At 32.3% G+C, this 18,312-nt stretch carries 17 protein-coding genes; 10 read left to right on the forward strand and 7 right to left on the reverse strand.

Annotation, left to right across the window (positions count from 1 at the left end; genetic code table 11):
- Positions 1–31 precede the first annotated feature (31 nt).
- From JS605_RS08735 to JS605_RS08755, 5 genes are all read left to right on the forward strand, one after another.
- Positions 32–454: a hypothetical protein gene (locus JS605_RS08735; RefSeq protein ID WP_203257312.1), complete on the forward strand. Its 423-nt coding sequence runs from the start codon at positions 32–34 to the stop codon at positions 452–454.
- Between the two features lie 258 nt (positions 455–712).
- Positions 713–1,603 carry a hypothetical protein gene (locus JS605_RS08740; RefSeq protein WP_203257313.1) on the forward strand — a complete coding sequence of 297 codons (891 nt, stop codon included), beginning with the start codon at positions 713–715 and terminating at the stop codon, positions 1,601–1,603.
- A 57-nt stretch (positions 1,604–1,660) separates the two neighbouring features.
- Positions 1,661–2,284: a hypothetical protein gene (locus JS605_RS08745; protein WP_203257314.1), complete on the forward strand. Its 624-nt coding sequence runs from the start codon at positions 1,661–1,663 to the stop codon at positions 2,282–2,284.
- 162 nt (positions 2,285–2,446) lie between these two features.
- Positions 2,447–2,968, forward strand: a complete 522-nt coding sequence (locus JS605_RS08750; RefSeq protein WP_239000305.1) for a hypothetical protein — start codon at positions 2,447–2,449, stop codon at positions 2,966–2,968.
- 87 nt (positions 2,969–3,055) lie between these two features.
- Positions 3,056–3,706, forward strand: a complete 651-nt coding sequence (locus JS605_RS08755) for a hypothetical protein (protein WP_203257315.1) — start codon at positions 3,056–3,058, stop codon at positions 3,704–3,706.
- A 66-nt stretch (positions 3,707–3,772) separates the two neighbouring features.
- Here the strand turns inward: JS605_RS08755 and JS605_RS08760 are convergent, their stop codons facing one another.
- Positions 3,773–5,977, reverse strand: coding sequence for an ATP-dependent DNA helicase RecQ (locus JS605_RS08760; protein WP_203257316.1), 2,205 nt, complete (start codon positions 5,975–5,977; stop codon positions 3,773–3,775).
- 253 nt (positions 5,978–6,230) lie between these two features.
- Here JS605_RS08760 and JS605_RS08765 point away from each other — a divergent pair, with 253 nt between their 5' ends.
- From JS605_RS08765 to lptB, 3 genes are all read left to right on the forward strand, one after another.
- Positions 6,231–7,148, forward strand: coding sequence for a KpsF/GutQ family sugar-phosphate isomerase (locus JS605_RS08765; protein WP_203257402.1), 918 nt, complete (start codon positions 6,231–6,233; stop codon positions 7,146–7,148).
- Positions 7,148–7,969, forward strand: a complete 822-nt coding sequence (gene tatC, locus JS605_RS08770; RefSeq protein ID WP_203257317.1) for a twin-arginine translocase subunit TatC — start codon at positions 7,148–7,150, stop codon at positions 7,967–7,969. Before JS605_RS08765 ends, tatC begins: the two co-directional genes overlap by 1 nt.
- Positions 7,970–8,208: 239 nt before the next feature.
- Positions 8,209–8,949, forward strand: coding sequence for an LPS export ABC transporter ATP-binding protein (gene lptB, locus JS605_RS08775; RefSeq protein WP_203257318.1), 741 nt, complete (start codon positions 8,209–8,211; stop codon positions 8,947–8,949).
- A 47-nt stretch (positions 8,950–8,996) separates the two neighbouring features.
- On the opposite strand, the gene JS605_RS08780 is transcribed toward lptB, so the two are convergent.
- From JS605_RS08780 to JS605_RS08790, 3 genes are all read right to left on the reverse strand, one after another.
- Positions 8,997–10,106, reverse strand: coding sequence for a glycoside hydrolase family 5 protein (locus tag JS605_RS08780; RefSeq protein ID WP_203257319.1), 1,110 nt, complete (start codon positions 10,104–10,106; stop codon positions 8,997–8,999).
- A gap of 116 nt (positions 10,107–10,222) precedes the next feature.
- Positions 10,223–11,104 carry a DUF808 domain-containing protein gene (locus tag JS605_RS08785; protein WP_203257320.1) on the reverse strand — a complete coding sequence of 294 codons (882 nt, stop codon included), beginning with the start codon at positions 11,102–11,104 and terminating at the stop codon, positions 10,223–10,225.
- A 5-nt stretch (positions 11,105–11,109) separates the two neighbouring features.
- On the reverse strand, positions 11,110–11,835 hold the full coding sequence (locus JS605_RS08790) for a CDP-alcohol phosphatidyltransferase family protein (protein ID WP_203257321.1): 726 nt from the start codon (positions 11,833–11,835) through the stop codon (positions 11,110–11,112).
- A 199-nt stretch (positions 11,836–12,034) separates the two neighbouring features.
- On the opposite strand from JS605_RS08790, the gene JS605_RS08795 reads away from it, so the two are divergent.
- Both JS605_RS08795 and JS605_RS08800 read left to right on the forward strand, forming a co-directional pair.
- Complete coding sequence (locus tag JS605_RS08795) at positions 12,035–13,105, forward strand: putative type IX sorting system protein PorV2 (RefSeq protein WP_449554937.1); 1,071 nt, start codon at positions 12,035–12,037, stop codon at positions 13,103–13,105.
- Between the two features lie 29 nt (positions 13,106–13,134).
- Entirely contained in the window at positions 13,135–14,265 is a 1,131-nt protein-coding gene (locus tag JS605_RS08800; protein ID WP_239000306.1) for a lipoprotein N-acyltransferase Lnb domain-containing protein, read from the forward strand.
- A gap of 5 nt (positions 14,266–14,270) precedes the next feature.
- Here JS605_RS08800 and JS605_RS08805 read toward each other — a convergent pair whose 3' ends face one another.
- From JS605_RS08805 to JS605_RS08815, 3 genes are read right to left on the reverse strand one after another with little or no spacing between them, the layout of a single operon-like run.
- A complete protein-coding gene (locus JS605_RS08805; RefSeq protein WP_203257324.1) occupies positions 14,271–15,662 on the reverse strand; it encodes a sugar transferase in 1,392 nt (463 codons plus the stop codon).
- 51 nt (positions 15,663–15,713) lie between these two features.
- Complete coding sequence (locus JS605_RS08810) at positions 15,714–16,727, reverse strand: glycosyltransferase family 4 protein (protein WP_203257325.1); 1,014 nt, start codon at positions 16,725–16,727, stop codon at positions 15,714–15,716.
- Positions 16,724–18,304, reverse strand: coding sequence for a hypothetical protein (locus JS605_RS08815; RefSeq protein ID WP_203257326.1), 1,581 nt, complete (start codon positions 18,302–18,304; stop codon positions 16,724–16,726). Before JS605_RS08815 ends, JS605_RS08810 begins: the two co-directional genes overlap by 4 nt.
- Positions 18,305–18,312: the final 8 nt, after the last annotated feature.

The raw sequence follows: 18,312 nt of genomic DNA on the forward strand, positions 1-18,312 counted from the left end.
TCTTAGGAGACCGTTGTATCGCATTTTGCCAATGAGAATTTTTAAAAAGAAATATAAAGTTGATTACGAGAATCTGATATCCAAACTCGAAATTGGAAATGAATCAGAAATACGAGAATTATTATGGAAACCGAAAAATAAAGCAGTTGAATATTTACCAATTACGACTGAACTCATTAAAAAACTAAAAAAGGAAAAAACTGCCGATCAACTCAAAATTCACAAAAAACTTGAAAAAGGGCGTTTTGAATTATTAGTTTTCGAAATACCTTGGACTGAAAGCAATGTCCCCTACAGTCCGATAATAATTGACAAGTCGAATAGTAAAATTGTTGGCGTAATGTTGCCTTTTAATGAATTGATTCCATATTTGACCAATAAAGAGAATAAAGAAATAGGAAGTTTGGGAATAGTATGGACAAGCTTTGTAATAGGATATAGAACTGGAAAATAAACGCGATACAACAATGAACTAAGCCAAAACCCAATTTTTTTTATGGTTTTATGCTAGAATAGTTTAGATCATAGCCCAACCGTTGAAAACATTTATGAAAAACCGAAATCTGAATTGAAAAAAGGAACTTTAATAACATTTTCGATTGTACTAATTATACTTTCCTTTTGGCTCGGAATGAAAGTTGAGCGTGAATTAGCAAGTTGGGACGAAATCGGAAAACCGGTATTTGAAAAGTAAATAGATAAAATTAATTTCATGAAAAAATCAAATACAATCAAGAACTGTAAAATGATATTGCTTATGTCTCTATCATTTATTGTACTCAATTCATCAAAATGTTCTCAGCAAACAAAAGAATGCTTAACCTCATATTCTGACTGTATTAAGGATTGTGATGACGAACTTTGCAAACTTAATTGTGGCGATTCATTTAAATCTTGTACTGGAACTAAGTACATTTTTCCTGTTCATTTCTGTGTTGTTACAAGTGCTTATACTGAATCCGATGAAGATATTATAGTACAGTTAAAAAAAGAAATTACAATTTTAAATAAGTATTTTACTGCCGAAGATCCAAGTCAGCCAGATGGCAGAAGAAGAATTGTTACATTCAAATATAAATCAGCAAGTTTGTTTAGCGATATTGAAGCTATAGAAAGTGATTTTCTAAATGAAATAACAAGTTCCACTAATTACGATAGATCTAAGAAAAATAGAATACAGAAAAAATTTAACGCTGAAACGAACAGACTTATTCGAGATCCAAAGGCAATTAATATATATATTTATGATAGCTGGAGTTCTTCTTCCTATTGGTCAAATAATGATGGACATGCTCGAAATAACTCGGACAGACCTTACATTTTATTAGATTATGAACGTCTCGATCATAATCTAATGGCACCTGAAGAACATGAAATGGGACATGCATTTGGTTTAGCTCATGTTTGCAGTAATTTAACAAATAATATTATGAGAAGTTCAAGGAGGTATCCTGCAAATAATTCTTATTCGTCTGCCGATGCAGATGAATATATTGATGAATGTTCCCATGGAGGAGGCACTCGAGAAGATGGATTCAATTCAAATCAGTGTAGGATAATTTTAGAAAACGCAAAAGATATTCACGATGCTCTTAGGTTGTAAAATTAAAATAATAAAAAGAGAAAAGTAGTTAAAAACTACACACAACAATGAACTAATATGAAAACAAGATTAATCATAATAGCATTACTATCCTCTCAAATATTTTATTCTCAAATTGAGATTCAAGAGGATAACCTTACTATTGAATATATAAAAACTAAAAAGGCGAGCCAATTAATAGGTGCTGTAACTAACGTTAGAACAAAATCAAAGGAGATAGTTCAATACAACATAAAAGTCAGAATTGAGATGATTGACAATAAGATAAGACCCTTTGATGTTAATAAATTCTCACTTATAGACCACCAAGCTAAAATAAGATTAAGACCACTTAGTGTGACTTATACAAATTTTACGGACAAATGGTACTTTATTCAATTAATTAAAAATAAACCTAAGTATAAATCTTTAGAAGATAGATACAAGCCAGATGTTAAAGATACATTTTTAGATTATGAATTTGAGGGAGTTAATAATATAATGACACCAATATGTTATGAAGCGTATGATGAATACAAAATAAGTTTTAAAAACCCAGATAAAGAATGTCATTTATCATATTTTGAACCTAAAGGTTTAAGAAAAAGAAATATAAACTTATATTTTCCTATGCAAAAAAGTGTAAAAAACGCTACTCTGTATTATGGATACATGAAAATTGTAGATATAAAATTAAAATAAATATTAATGAATACAAACTTAGGATGGCCATAAGTAATTGCTTCTTCTCGCCTACTTCTGAAAATCTGCAAGGATTTTCAGCTTGGTGTGTACTTGCAAAGTTTAAAGCTAACCCCCGCAACTACTCATAGACCATTATCAATAATTTTAACCTGAAAATTAATGACGAATCGAACCTTAACCTCGCTGATTTTAAGAATAGCTGGAATTTATTTATTCACTAAAATTTTTGACCATTTTGGAACTTATTTCTTTTCGGTTTACGGAACTGCAACAATGGCTCGATTTGATGAATTATTAAGTGAACCGATTGACAAATTCTATTTCACTGGAACATTTTTGACAATTGCCAATACTGTTATTTCATTATTCCTTTTCATAAAAGCGGACTGGATTTCTAAGAAACTTGTAAAAAAGGAAAGTGATATCAAAACTGAACTGAACGTAAATTCACTGACCAAAGTGATTTTATTGACAGTAGGAATTATTTGGTTAGCAAAATTAATTTATTTACTTCCTGACTTGATTGAATATTGCGCAAAACTAATTTCAAGGCTAAATGGAAACGGAGAAATTGAATTGCCAAATTTTGCGATAGCGAATTATATTCTAAAAATGATTTTAACTCTAATTATATTATTCCGGATTGAAAAAATATCGAATTGGATTGTAAAAAAGATATAAAATATGTTATTTGACAAAGAACTGAGTTAAAAAGCAAGTATTTTTAAACCTTTAGATATATTTCAGGACTAGACATTAAAGCAAACTATGAGAAAAATTTCAATCTTAGCTCTTTCGATTATTTTGTTTGGATGTAGTAATGAACATGAAGAAATAATTAACACTTTCAATAGTTTTAATAAAGCCAATATTGAATTAAATGGAGAGAAGATTTATGAATTGACCAATTCAGAAACTCACAACTATTATAATAGATTTTTGACTAAAATATTAAAATTAGATTCTATTGGAATAACCGAATTAAACTTAACTGAAAAAATAAATTTATTATCGGCAAGAGCAATAATCAAAGATTCTGTATTAAAAAAAATAAGTCCAAAAGATTTAATGATTAAAATATATACAGAATTAAGTACTATGGACTCTACACAAATAAACGCAATAAAAGAGTTAGGAATTGCAAACATTCAAATTGAAAATAAAAAAGCTGTATGTGATTTTTTAATTAATGGAGATACCTTGTCACCTAGCGTTAAGTTGAGATTTGTAAAAGAAAATGAAAAATGGAAGTTTAATCCTTTATCAATGGCCGATTATACAGAAAAAAGACTTGAATTGATTTGTAAATACCACGGATTTAGCCACATGGATTTTATAGAATGGATTTTTTCAGCCTCAAATATGGAAAATAAAAAAATCAAGGAAATAAATGAAATTTGGAATCCAATAATTAAATAACTGTGCCTAACAAAGAACTGAGTTAAAAAACAAGTGCTTTTAGCTTAATTTTGATACAAAAGTGTACTAATTCGCCACCTCACTAATAAATTTGATACGATATAAACGCAGTTCCTCATCATCATAATCGCCATCAAATTCTTCCATAGCATCTTCTATACTATCGGTATCTGATTCCATGAAGTAATCGTGGATTTCCTCTTGTTGATCTTCATCTAGAATTTCATCAATCCAATAGTCTATATTAAGCTTGGTACCAGAATATACAATAGCTTCCATTTCCCTTATAAAATCTGGCATTTCCATACCTTTAGACGAGGCTATATCATCAAGTGGTAACTTTCTATCTACATTTTGGATGATATATAGTTTATTGGCAGAATTGCTGCCTGTAGATTTTACTACCAAGTCTTCTGGCCTTGTAATATCATTTTCTTCAACATAATTAGCAATAAGCGCAACAAAATCTTTACCATATTTTTTGGCTTTACCATCTCCAACACCATGTACATTACTTAATTCTGATAAGGTTATTGGATATTTTAAGGCCATATCTTCTAACGAAGGGTCCTGAAAAATAACAAAAGGTGGCACCCCCAACTTTTTAGCATTTTTTCTACGCAAATCCTTTAACATTGCCATTAGCGTCTCATCTGATACTCCGCCGCCGCCCTTGGCATTTGTTATAATACCCGAATCGTCTTGATTTTCATCAAAAACATGATCTTCGGTCATCATAAAAGAGGTAGGCTTTTTTATAAAGTCCTCCCCTGCTTTACTTAACTTAATTACACCGTAACTCTCGATGTCCTTTTTTAAATATCCAGCCACTAACAGTTGCCGTAATAAAGCCATCCAGTATTTAGAGTTTTCTTGTTTTCCATTTCCAAAAAATGGCTGTTCATTGGTTTTATGGGAGTTTATTAATGCATTTTCCTTACCTACAATAACATTAACAAGATCTTTAGATTTGTATTTAGAATTTGTGCCTTTTACTATATCTAGAAGCACTTTAACATTATCTTTTGCCTCGGTCTGCTTTTTGGGGTTACGCACATTATCATCCATATCGCCACCTTCCCCAGTGGCATTATCAAATTCTTCCCCAAAGTAGTGTAAAATAAACTTACGCCTAGAAATTGATGTTTCTGCAAAAGCCACAACTTCCTGTAATAAGGCGTGTCCTATTTCTTGTTCTGCCACTGGTTTTCCAGACATGAATTTTTCTAATTTCTCTATATCTTTATAAGCATAGTACGCCAAACAGTGACCTTCGCCTCCATCTCTTCCTGCACGCCCTGTTTCTTGATAATAACTCTCTATACTTTTAGGTATATCATGATGTATTACAAACCGTACATCTGGCTTATCTATACCCATTCCAAAAGCGATAGTAGCTACCACAACATCTACATCTTCCATAAGAAACATATCTTGATGGCTTGATCTTGTTTTAGCATCTAACCCTGCATGATATGGCACCGCTTTTATACCATTTACTTGTAAAACTTGGGCTAATTCCTCAACACGCTTTCTACTTAAACAGTATACAATACCAGATTTCCCTTCGTTTTGTTTTATAAACCTAATAATATCTACATCAACATTTTTAGTCTTTGGCCGTACCTCATAAAACAGATTTGCCCTGTTAAATGATGCCTTAAAAGTATTAGCGCCAGATATACCTAAGTTTTTAATAATATCTTCCTGTACTTTAGGCGTTGCTGTTGCTGTTAGTCCTATAATGGGAATATTATCTCCTATTCTTGCTATAATATGTCTTAGGTTTCTATATTCGGGTCTAAAATCATGTCCCCATTCACTAATACAATGAGCCTCATCTATGGCCATGAATGAGATTTTTACCGATCGTAAAAAATCTACATTCTCTTCTTTGGTTAATGATTCTGGTGCCACATAGAGTAACTTGGTTACACCATTTATAATATCTTCTTTTACACGTTTTACCTCGGTTTTATTGAGGGATGAGTTTAAAACATGAGCAATTCCGTCTTCATTGGAAACACCCCTAATAGCATCTACTTGGTTCTTCATTAGTGCAATAAGCGGAGAAACAACTATTGCAGTACCTTGTTCCATTAAAGCAGGTAATTGGTAGCATAACGACTTCCCGCCACCAGTTGGCATTATTACAAATGTATGATTACCGCCTAAAATACTTTTTATAACGTCCTCTTGAAGTCCTTTAAAATTATTGAATCCGAAATACTTCTTTAATGCATCGTGCAAATCTGCTTTTGCAATAGACATAAATTTTTAAAAATTTAATAACTAATTAATATTATACCTTGTGTAGCTATAGACCATTAATTTAGCAATTCATATGGAGAGCCCTCATTCTTTTTTTCGTTAATTTTGCAAACGAAATTTGAATTTACAATAAAATTTTAAATTGGCTATTGATAAAGATAATAAAATCTTTTATTGAGCACAATTACTTTAAAACTTATATATTTTGAATAGTAAAAAAGGGAGTATTGATACTGCTAAGCAAACTATTGAAATGGAAGCTAAGTCCATTTTAAATTTGTCTACCTTGATTGACGATAATTTTGCTGATGCCGTAGACCTCATTTTTAATTCTAAAGGGCGCGTTGTGATTACTGGTATAGGTAAAAGCGCCATAATAGCCAGTAAAATTGTGGCAACCTTAAACTCAACAGGTACTCCAGCAATTTTTATGCATGCTGCCGATGCTATTCATGGAGATTTGGGATTGATTTTAAAAGACGATGTGGTAATATGTATTTCTAAAAGTGGAAACACACCTGAGATTAAAGTTTTAGTACCACTAATAAAAAGTGCTAATAACAAAATGATAGCTATTACGGGCAATACAGCATCTTTTCTGGGGCAACAAGCCGATTTTGTATTAAACGCTTATGTTGAAAAAGAGGCATGCCCCAATAACTTAGCACCAACAACAAGTACAACAGCTCAATTGGTAATAGGCGATGCCTTGGCAGTATGCTTGTTAGAAAAACGCGGATTTTCCAGCAACGATTTTGCTAAATACCACCCTGGAGGAGCGTTGGGTAAAAAGTTATACTTAAGGGTTCACGACATTTCATCAGTAAACCAAAAACCAAAAGTAAATACCGATGCGAGTATTAAAGATGTAATTGTTGAAATTTCTGAAAAACTACTGGGTGTTACCGCTGTAGTGGAAAACAATACCATTGTAGGCGTAATTACCGATGGTGATTTACGTAGAATGTTAAGTAAAACTGATGATTTTAGTGATTTAACAGCAAAAGATATTATGAGTAAAAACCCCAAGCGCATCGCTTCAGATGCCATGGCCATAGACGCCAAAGAAATAATGGAAGACTTTGGAATTACACAATTACTCGTTGAGGATCATGGAAATTACGAAGGCGTTATTCATTTACACGATCTCGTAAAAGAAGGAATTATATAATGGCAAAGAAAGATGTAAATGAGATGTCTTTTCTAGATCATCTTGAAGAATTACGATGGCATTTAATACGATGTGTAGTGGCAGTAATGATTGCAGCTACGGTAGCTTTTCTTTTAAAAAGTTTCATTTTTGAGACGCTAATTTTTGGTCCATCAAAATCTAATTTCCTAACCTACGATTTACTGTGTAAGGCTTCACAGTTATTAGGTTTTGATAGCTTTTGTAATACTGAATTTGATTTTGAAGTACAAAGTAGAACCATGGCAGGCCAATTCTCTGCCCATATTTGGACTTCCATAACCTTTGGGTTTATCATAGCCTTTCCGTATGTAATCTTTGAGCTATGGCGGTTTATTAGCCCTGCAATGCACGAAAACGAACGTAAACATTCTAAAGGTTTTATCATTATTTCATCGTTACTATTCTTTTTGGGTGTACTTTTTGGGTACTACATTATCTGCCCATTATCCATAAACTTTTTAGGTACTTACTCTGTAGCAGATAAAGTGCATAACGATTTCGACCTAAACAGTTATATAGGTCTTATTCGAGCATCTGTACTGGCATCTGGATTAATATTTGAACTCCCCATCATTATATATTTCCTAACAAAAGTTGGTATTGTAACTCCTGAAATTCTAAAAACCTACAGAAAATATGCTTTAGTAGTAGTACTAATTTTAGCAGCAATTATAACGCCACCAGATATCGCAAGTCAAGTTATTGTTGCCATTCCTATTTTAATCTTATACCAAATAAGCATCTATATTTCTAAAATAGTAGTAAAAAAACAACGTAAAAGAGCTAAAGCAAATGGGTAATATCATTGTGGCGTTACCCGTAAAGGGTCGGGCTTTCACTACTCAATCCCTCCTACGTCGGGGATTTCAAACATGCCGTTCAATCCCTAACGCACCTATCCGCAAACAAGAAGCTTAAATCAAAGTTATATACAAATTAACAAAAGTCTAGTTCTTATAAAAAGCAACAAAACCGTTAACAAAACGTTATACAAACACAACAATTTCCAGAATTAACTAAAATTTCCGTAATTGCACCCATGATTTTACGAGCCGAAAATTTAATGAAGTCCTACAGTGGGCGAAAAGTAGTAAAAGATGTATCCTTGGAAGTAAAGCAAGGCGAAATTGTAGGACTGCTAGGTCCTAATGGCGCAGGAAAAACAACATCATTTTACATGATTGTAGGCTTGATAAAACCTAATGGTGGCCACATTTATTTAGATAATACCGAGATAACCAAGTACCCCATGTACAAGCGTGCACAAAACGGTATTGGATATCTGGCACAAGAAGCCTCTGTATTTAGAAAATTGAGTATAGAAGATAATATTTTAAGCGTACTACAACTTACCAAGCTCAGTAAGAAAGAGCAACGCATGAAAATGGAATCTTTAATAGAGGAGTTTGGCCTGGGCCACATCCGTAAAAACCGAGGCGATTTACTATCAGGAGGTGAACGTCGTCGTACTGAAATAGCAAGGGCTTTGGCAACCGACCCAAATTTCATCCTCTTAGACGAACCTTTTGCAGGTGTAGATCCCGTTGCCGTGGAAGATATTCAGCGGATCGTAGCACAACTTACCAAGAAAAATATAGGTATATTAATTACAGACCATAACGTACAGGAAACCCTAGCTATTACCGATAGAACTTATTTAATGTTTGAAGGTAGTATACTTAAAGCTGGGGAACCAGAAGAATTGGCCAATGACGCCATGGTTAGAAAAGTATATCTTGGACAAAACTTTGAGCTTCGTAAGAAAAAAATAAGGGAATAACCCAAAAGGCTACTCCCTAATCCATACTATTTTAGTTGTACGTATTTTTAATTTTTATTTGCTGCCGCATCAGCTAAAGATGGTAAATTCCATACCAGATTTCTTCTATCTAAAAGTTCAAAATCGCCACCATCATCCCATACTACTGGAACAATTCCTTTAGACAAACAAGATGCTACAAAATAATTGGCATGCTTCAAACGCTCTGCTTCAGTAGCTAATAAGCCTATACTTCCCCATTCTCCCATAACTACCGGGAAACCTTTGTCCATAAAGTTAGCTTCTATCCTATTCATTAGAGCATCGATATCTGCTTTATCCTCATCAGACCCCCAATCGGGATCACTGGCATCCAATGCAAATCTAAAAGGTACATATGCATGTATAGAGATAATAACATTAGGATCATTATTAGGAATTACTAAATCATCCCAAGTTTTTTGTACTACAGAAGCCGCATAAGGGGCTATCATCAATTTTCGCTTCTCATTATTTCCTCCAGTACCTCTTATCGCATCTACTGCGGTTTTATAAAAATCGTTTAACACTTCCCTTCCTTCTTCCGTACCACCAGTCCATTGCTCAGGCGTATCCTTGTGCCTTGGTTCGTTTAATATTTCAAAAATTAAGTAATCGCTATAGTTTTTAAAACGATTAGCTATCTGTGTCCAAAGTGCACCTAACTGACTCTTTGCCGCATCAGCTTGCGCAAAAGTAGGAACAACCCACTTGTCATCATGATGCACATTAATTATTACATACATCCCCTTGTTTAATGCGTGTTCTATAATATTCTCTACACGCTCAAAATAACCAGATTCAACAGCAAAACTAGGAGCTTCTCCCATATCATACCCCCAAGTAACGGGTAATCTTAGCGTTTTAAATCCACGATTAAAAACAGCATCAACAACGTTTGTACTTGGCAGTGGGTTTCCCCATGCGGTTTTATCCTTGCTACGTACATCAAAAGAGTTTCCAAAATTCCAACCAGGTCCCATATCGGCAACCAGTTGCGTAGGTGTAAGGTTTCTTATTCCCCCAACTTCTTCATCTTTAGGTTCTGGTTCAATCTTTACAACTTCTCCATCATCATTGGATGTTGAACAACCTAATAGCACTAATCCTATGATTAGCATTAACCATTTATTTTTCATAATTAGAAACATTTTTTATCAAAAATAATACGTTAAATCGAAAAATATTGTGACAAATCAAGCATTCGATGTAAATCTTGTACAAAACAGATAAGCTTTACACCGTAAACACATTATTATGTTTTTTTTAAGAAAAGGAATTTAAATATTTTAACTAAAAGTACAGCAATAGCACCTGCCAATAAACCAATTATAAACTCAGTTATTATACTAGGAATTTTATACCCATCTGTAATATGATGAATAGCTTCTATGTTGTGAACAAAAATGCCTCCAGCAACCAGAATAAGTGCTATGGTACCAATTACCGCCAAACTCTTAATAACAACTGGTAAAGCACGAATTAAAAAGTTCCCTATATAAGTTAATACTCCTTTTTCATTACCAAGTTTTACCAATCTACAACCAAAATCGTCCATTCTAACAATTAAGGCAACAATACCATAAACTCCAACAGTGGCAATAACGCATACTATAGAAACCACTAATATTTGAAATAAAATTGGCTTTTCTAATACAGTACCCAAAGCTATTATTACTATTTCTACTGATAGGATAAAATCGGTAAATATGGCTGATTTTATTTTCTTCTTTTCTGCTATTTTTTGCTCTTCTTGGGTTAAAGCTTTATCTGCATAAACCCTATGCTCTGTATTATGACTTTTATGAAAAAAGAATTCATATATTTTCTCTACACCTTCGTAAGCCAAATATAAGCCTCCTAAAACCAATGCCGCTACAATAGCTATTGGTGCAAAAGCACTCAATAAGAATGCTATTGGCAGGATAATTAATTTATTTAGTGCTGATCCCTTAGTAATTGCCCAAAGTACAGGCAACTCTCTAGACGACACAAAGCCAGTAGCTTTTTCAGCATTTACAGCCAAATCGTCCCCTAAAATCCCCGCAGTTTTTTTAGTAGAAATTTTACTCATTGCTACTACATCATCCATAAGAACAGCAATATCATCTAACAACGCAAAAAAACCAGAAGCCATAAATTTTATTTAGAAGTTGTATTGTCTAAAATAGACATAAGAATATATAGAATAATAATTACTGGTATTGCTGCAAAGTGAAGCACAATTAACAATACCAAACAAAGCATAATAAATATGTAACGTGTTGCATTATTCTTAAAATTGTAATTTTTAAACTTTAATGCAAACAACTTCACTCCAGAGTTTAGTAGCCAACAACTTAAAACTGTTACAGCTATTAAAAACCATTTGTTTAAAATAATGGCATTTATAGCATCACTATCCTGAAATTCCAAAATTAAAGGAAAAGACAACACCAATAGTGCATTAGCAGGAGTTGGTAAACCTTTAAAAAACGTTTGCTGCTCTGTATCTACATTAAATTTAGCTAATCTGTATGCTGAAGCTAGGGTAATGGAAAGACCTAAAAGCGGAAAAAAGGGAATTTCAAAACCACTGGACAAATCAGCTTCTCCCCAGTCAGATTCCTCCAATTCCAAAAGCTTAAACATTACCAGACCTGGCACCAAACCACTAGTAACTACATCTGCCAAAGAGTCTAGTTGTAAGCCCAATTCGCTTTGCACATTAAGTTGTCTTGCGGCGAAACCATCAAAAAAATCAAAAAATATGCCTAAAAAAACAAATAGTGCTCCATATACTAGATTGTTATTCACAACAAATAGAACAGCAATACTACCGCATAATAAATTTAAAAGGGTAAGCGCATTAGGTATGTATTGCTTCATGGAAAAAGAAATATTTTGGTAAAAATAATAAACTATTAGTGTTACTCGCAAAGATTAAATAATATCTATTAAGATATTGTATACTAATGCAACAAATATGAGACTTTGACGTTATAGGAAAGCATTTAAACATACCTTTTTCATAAGCATATTTTATGATAAAACTGGTATAATGTGCATCTTTGTAAAAAAATTGCGATTGAAACAACATATTACTGTACTATTTAGCTTAATAGCCATAACTATTTCTAGTCAAACCGTTAGAAAATATTCTAATGAGTTTATGAATATTGGTGTTGACGCTGCTGCTTTAGGTATGAGTAGTGCTGTTACTGCGCATTCTTCTGATGTAAACTCTGGGTATTGGAACCCAGCAGGTTTAGTAAACCTAGAAGACAATCAATTAGCACTAATGCATTCCAGTTATTTTGCCAATATAGCTAATTATGATTATGCCGGTTTTGCCATGCCACTAGATAATAGAAGTGCTGTTGGTATTTCACTAATACGCTTTGCTGTGGATGACATTTTAAACACAACACAGCTTATTGACGAACAAGGTAATATTAACTATGACAGGATTAGCCTGTTTTCAACAGCAGATTATGGACTTACGTTTTCTTATGCAAGAAAATTGCCTATACAAGGTTTAAACTATGGTGTAAATGCCAAAGTAATTCGCAGAATTATTGGTGATTTTGCATCGTCTTGGGGATTTGGTTTAGATGCTGGTATACAATTTGAGACAAAAAACAATTGGAAATTTGGAGTGATGGCAAGGGATATCACTACTACATTTAATGCTTGGGCGATTGATGAAGCACAATTTGCCACAGTAAGAGATGCTGTAGAAGGACAAAACCAAGAACTACCTGAGACAACCGAAATTACTATCCCTAAGCTACAAATAGGTGTTTCTAAATTAATGACATTTCATTACGATTATACCCTTCTGGCCTCTGCAAACTTAAACGTTCGTTTTGAAGAAAATAATGATATTTTCTCATCATCTTTTGCTAGTATAAATCCAGCCTTAGGTTTTGAATTTGGATATGTTGATATGGTGTATCTTCGTGGTGGTGTTGGTAATTTCCAAAACGAATTACAAATTGACAACACTGAACAATTAAGCTTTCAACCAAGTTTTGGTGTAGGTTTTAAATACAACGGAGTTCAAATAGATTATGCATTTACTGATATTGGCGATCAAAGTATTGCGCTTTACTCAAATGTATTTTCTTTAAAGCTTGATTTTAGTATCTTTAGATAATGCGATGTTATTTTATATTTGTTACCTGCTTGTTTTTCTTAATTCTTCCCGCCCAAGAACTTTCAGAAAATGCTAAAATTAGTGTTCTTACTATAGGACCAGGCGCTTCATTAAATGATGCATTTGGCCATAGTGCATTTAGAATTCAAGATGACACTAAAGGTTTTGATTTAGTATTTAATTATGGCGTTTACGATTTCGAGGCTCCAAATTTTATACTAAAGTTTGCTCAAGGAAAACTAAACTACTTGATTGGATTAAATCGATTTGATGTTTTTTACAGAGCCTACACTATTGCTAATAGAAGCATTAAGCAGCAAACCCTAAATTTAACTTACGCAGAAAAACAGAAACTCTTTGGTTATCTTATTGAAAATTATAAACCAGAAAACAGAAAGTATTTATATGATTTTCTATTTGATAATTGTGCCACTAAAATTAAAGATGTAACAAATGTAGCTTGCAATAATACCATACAATACAACATCCCCAAAAATTATAAGGAAGCAACTTTCCGGACATTAATTCAAGAAAATTTAAATAGAAACTCATGGGGAAGTCTTGGAATAGATATAGCCTTAGGTGCAGTAATTGACCGTAAAGCTACTCCTGAACAGCATATGTTCCTACCCAAAAACATATATGCTTTTTTTGAAAATGCTACAAAATTTGATGGTAATACGCCTTTGATTAAAAACAATAAGGTATTATTTAAAAACAAAACTCAAGATGCAACATTAAACTTTTTCTTTAGCCCCTTGTTTATTTTTGGATTATTGGGATTACTCATCATTTTTATTACTTACAAAGACTATAAAAAACATAGACGTACAAAAATATTGGACATAGCCCTTTTCGCTTTAACTGGTTTGGCTGGTGTATTTATTTTGTTATTGTGGTTTGCCACAGATCATCAAACTACCCATAACAACTATAACCTTCTGTGGGTATGCCCTTTAAATCTTATTGTGCTGCATCAAGTATTTAAACATAAAATGAGTACCTGGTTTAATAAGTATTTAAAGTTTCTGTTTATTTTACTTTGTTTAATGATTTTCCATTGGGTTACTGGAGTCCAAGTTTTTGCAATAGGTTTAATTCCCTTATTAATTGCAATGTTTATTAGGTATGCTTACTTAATTAAATACTCTAAAGCCTAATTAGTTTACTGGCCCCTGAAGAAAATAACGGTACTTAATGTTTTTAATAAAATATTTACGTCTAGCACAAAACTTCTATGCTTGATGTAAAACAGGTCATACTGAAGCTTAAGTAAGCTATCATCGACCGATGAGCCATATCTGGTTTTTACCTGTGCCCACCCAGTTAAGCCTGGTTTAACAATATGGCGAGTTTCATAAAATGGAAGTATTTGTGATAATTCCCTAACAAAATGTGGACGTTCAGGCCTAGGTCCAATTAAACTCATCTCACCTTTTAAGACATTGATAAATTGTGGTATCTCATCTATTCTGGTGTTTCTCATAAATCTACCAAAAGGTGTTATTCTGGCATCATTTTTTTTAGCCCATACAGCTCCATTTTTTTCTGCATCAATAATCATGGTTCTATACTTAATTATACTAAATAGATTTCCATTTTTACCAATACGTTCTTGGGTGTAAAATAATGGGCCTCTATTGGCAATTAAATTCCCCATCAAGACTAAAGGTACAAACAACAGTCCTATAACAATACCCATTATTCCAATCAAAATATCAAAAAAACGATGGAAGAATAAATACATTTTATTTTGATTACTACGACTAAAAGGGAAGTATTTGTAAAAATCTTTTCCTACAAACTGTACTGGAATGCGTTGTGTTAACTCTTCATATACTTGCGTGTATTCCTTAATTGGTAATCCGCCCTCTAAAAGCGTGATTAAATCTGTATAAATTTCAGGAGTTATGTTTTCTGAATTATAGCTCGCAACTACAATTTCAGAAATATTTTCTTCTCTAACTATCTGATAAATTTGTTTGGGATGGTATTCCCTTAAGCCTTTAAATTTAACTTTTTCACTTCTCTCTATTTCGCAATTTATAAAACCAACTATTTTGTAATTAGGATCAGCATGATTAAAGGTTTTTAAAATGGTAGTTATGTTTGATGTTTCTCCTACCAATAATGCTTTTTTATAGAATCTTGGAGAGGTTATAAAGTTTATATAAGCTAAACGCCAAATGAGAAGTGCTCCAAACATTGATAGAAAGAAGTATAATATTTGCAACCTGTTTTCTGGTAAAACAGGAGTAAAAAATGGTGTTAATAAATAAAACAACACAGTTATTGATGTTGTAAGCAAAATATTAACCCATACTTTTTCGAGTTTACTGGACTTTTGTAAATCGTACAGCTCAAAAACAGAACCAAATACTGATATGTATACCACTAGGAGCAGTATCCATTTCCAGTTTTCTTTGGTAATGGAGAAGTAATCAAAATCAAATGAATTACCAACAATATAGAGTAATGCCAGAACTGCTACGATATCAAAAACCCTCAATAATATCTTCCGCTCTGAAATATTAAAATGTATGCTGTTCTTAGGCATGATTAGAGAGAATTAATACCATATCAAATATAGTAAGTATTTTGTTAAACGTTAAGAAAGAATTAACATCCACTGCTTTTTTACTATCTCCCAATCATAACCTTGAACTTTATCCCGGGCATTTGATACTATTTGCTGAGTTAAAAGTGGAGTATTCTTTAACTTTAATATGGCGTTTTTAAATTCCTCTACATTATTAGGTTTTACTAAAATCCCATCACTATTATTTTTAATTAGAAATGGTAAGCCCCCAACGTTAGTAGATACCACTGGTAAACCTAATGCCATGGCTTCAATAACACTAACTGGCGTATTATCTACATTTGTAGTGTTAATAAAAACATTAAAGTTTTCAGCTTTTTTATGCCATGCTTTTTTTGATAGTTTTCCTGTAAATTCTACATCTAAGTTTAATGATTTTGCTAAAGTTTTTACTTCGGACAAACTACCATCATTATCAGGACCTACCATACACAAGCTCGCATTTAAATTTTCATCTCGTAAAGATTTTAGAATGTATACCGCTAATTTTGGATTGTATATTCTTGAGAAAGAGCGTACCCAGAGTAAACGTATGCTATCAAGGTTTCGTGTTTTAAATAGATATTTATCTATTTTAATAGTATTAGGAATGTATATTAAGTTTTGATATCCAGCTTCCTTAAAATAAGAGAGTAAAAATAAAGACGGAGCTATGTTAATATGTGCATTTTTAAAGATTTGTGCAGATTTTACAGGAGACTTTTTTAATCTTTTATCTAAGTTTCCACCTCTTAGTATGGGTATATATCTAACTTTTAAAAATCTACACAACTGACTTATTATATATGCAAAATAAAAGTTAGAAGTACTATATACATCAATCAAAACATAATCTGCTTTTTTATAATGTTTAAAAACAGTCATAAACATATCCAAAAGCCTGAAATACTTATTAGTTTTTGAAGAACTTGTTATTACATGATATCCACTATAACTCAAAAACCTTCCAAGGGTTTCTATCGAGGTTACTGTTTTACCAGAATGAGATAATTTATTTCCTATGTAGATTAAAGTTTTCTTCACAGCTTATATAAAAAAATACTCCCTTCTTTGTGTACTAAGTTTGCGGGTACATTTACATTTCGGGTAATATAATAATCTACATCAAATCTTTTTAAATAAGATACTACCTCATCTATTGAATTAAGGTTACTAATTGTTTGTTGTCGTTGTTGCCACTCAATAAATTGCTTCGGGTTACCTTCAATTAGCATTGAAGACGACTTTCCATCAAAAACTACTGATCGTCTTGTTGCCCCACGATAGATGTGGCTACCACACAAAACATCCGTTTCTTTAGTATTTTCTATTATGAATTGAGACATTCTATCAATGTCTAACTCGTTATCAGTTTTTCCTGAAAGCAAAGATAAATTTTGTGGTAATATACTTTTTGAAATATCATCACTTATAAAAGGGATAAAAGATAGTATTTGGGAATTACTAAATACAAGTAAAACAACATACATGCTAAATATTAGTGAATAGCGGTTTTTTAAAAAAGAAAGCTTTGACAATCCTATTTTTAATAAATACGCTAAAGCAAAAAAACCGGGTATTATAGCTACCTTTTGTATACGTATTAATTGAAACGACATTCTAAAATTGACGTTGAATAAATTATTTATAAAACGCTCTATTGGAATACTTAATAATGGTAAAACAATTGCTATTGAGGCTAATACTAACAACAACTTTGATATTTTAGAATGTATCTGATTTTTTCTGCCTAAATATAAATAACCAATTAATGGTACTAAAAACAATAGAGTTCTAGGTGCTATCCATTTTTCTAAAAACTGCAAAGGATTATTAAAATAAGATGGAATTCTTAATCTGAAAAACTCATCAAAAACAGATGGGTCGTAGGTTAGCGTAGATGTCGTTCTTCCAAAATATGTCAAGATAAAAGGAAGCATTCCAATGAAAACACAACACAAAGCCATAATGAAAGTAGTAATGCTAAAACTATATTTCTCCTTAAAAAATCGACTATAAAGAAGTAATAAACTTAAAAATAACAGTATCCCTCCTAAGCCAGTAATTGGATGAAAATTAAAGATAAGACCAATTAAAAATGATGATAAAACGATATTTTTAAAATTCTGAGACAGAATTATAAATGGTAATGGCAATAAAGAAATATATACTGTTCTTGGCATGATAGTCCATAAATCTGATATACCCCACATCTCCAGACCCGGAAGCCAAACTACCCCTCTTACAACTATTGAAATAAAAAGAGACACCCAAAAACTGGATACAAACCTAAAAAGAACAAAAAACCATAATATACCAAATAACAAATGACACAAAAACCCTAAAACATTAATTGCTTGTACATAATTATACTCTGTAAACTTAGCAATAAACCGTAATGTTTGTATGTAAAAAGGTGTGTAGTATTTTACATTCTCAAGGGAATTTAAATATAAATCTTTTTGAAATAATTGTGGATTATCAAACTTTTGGGCAACGGGAATTATATTTTGAATATCTGATGATAACTCACTATAATGAGCATCTTTATTATCAAAATAATAAGCAAAAGCAATAATGCTGTTTATTAAAAAAATCAGTATTAACTGTTTTTTTCTCATGCTCCCCA

Source organism: Hyunsoonleella ulvae (assembly GCF_016827605.1).
GTDB classification, from domain to species: domain Bacteria; phylum Bacteroidota; class Bacteroidia; order Flavobacteriales; family Flavobacteriaceae; genus Jejuia; species Jejuia ulvae.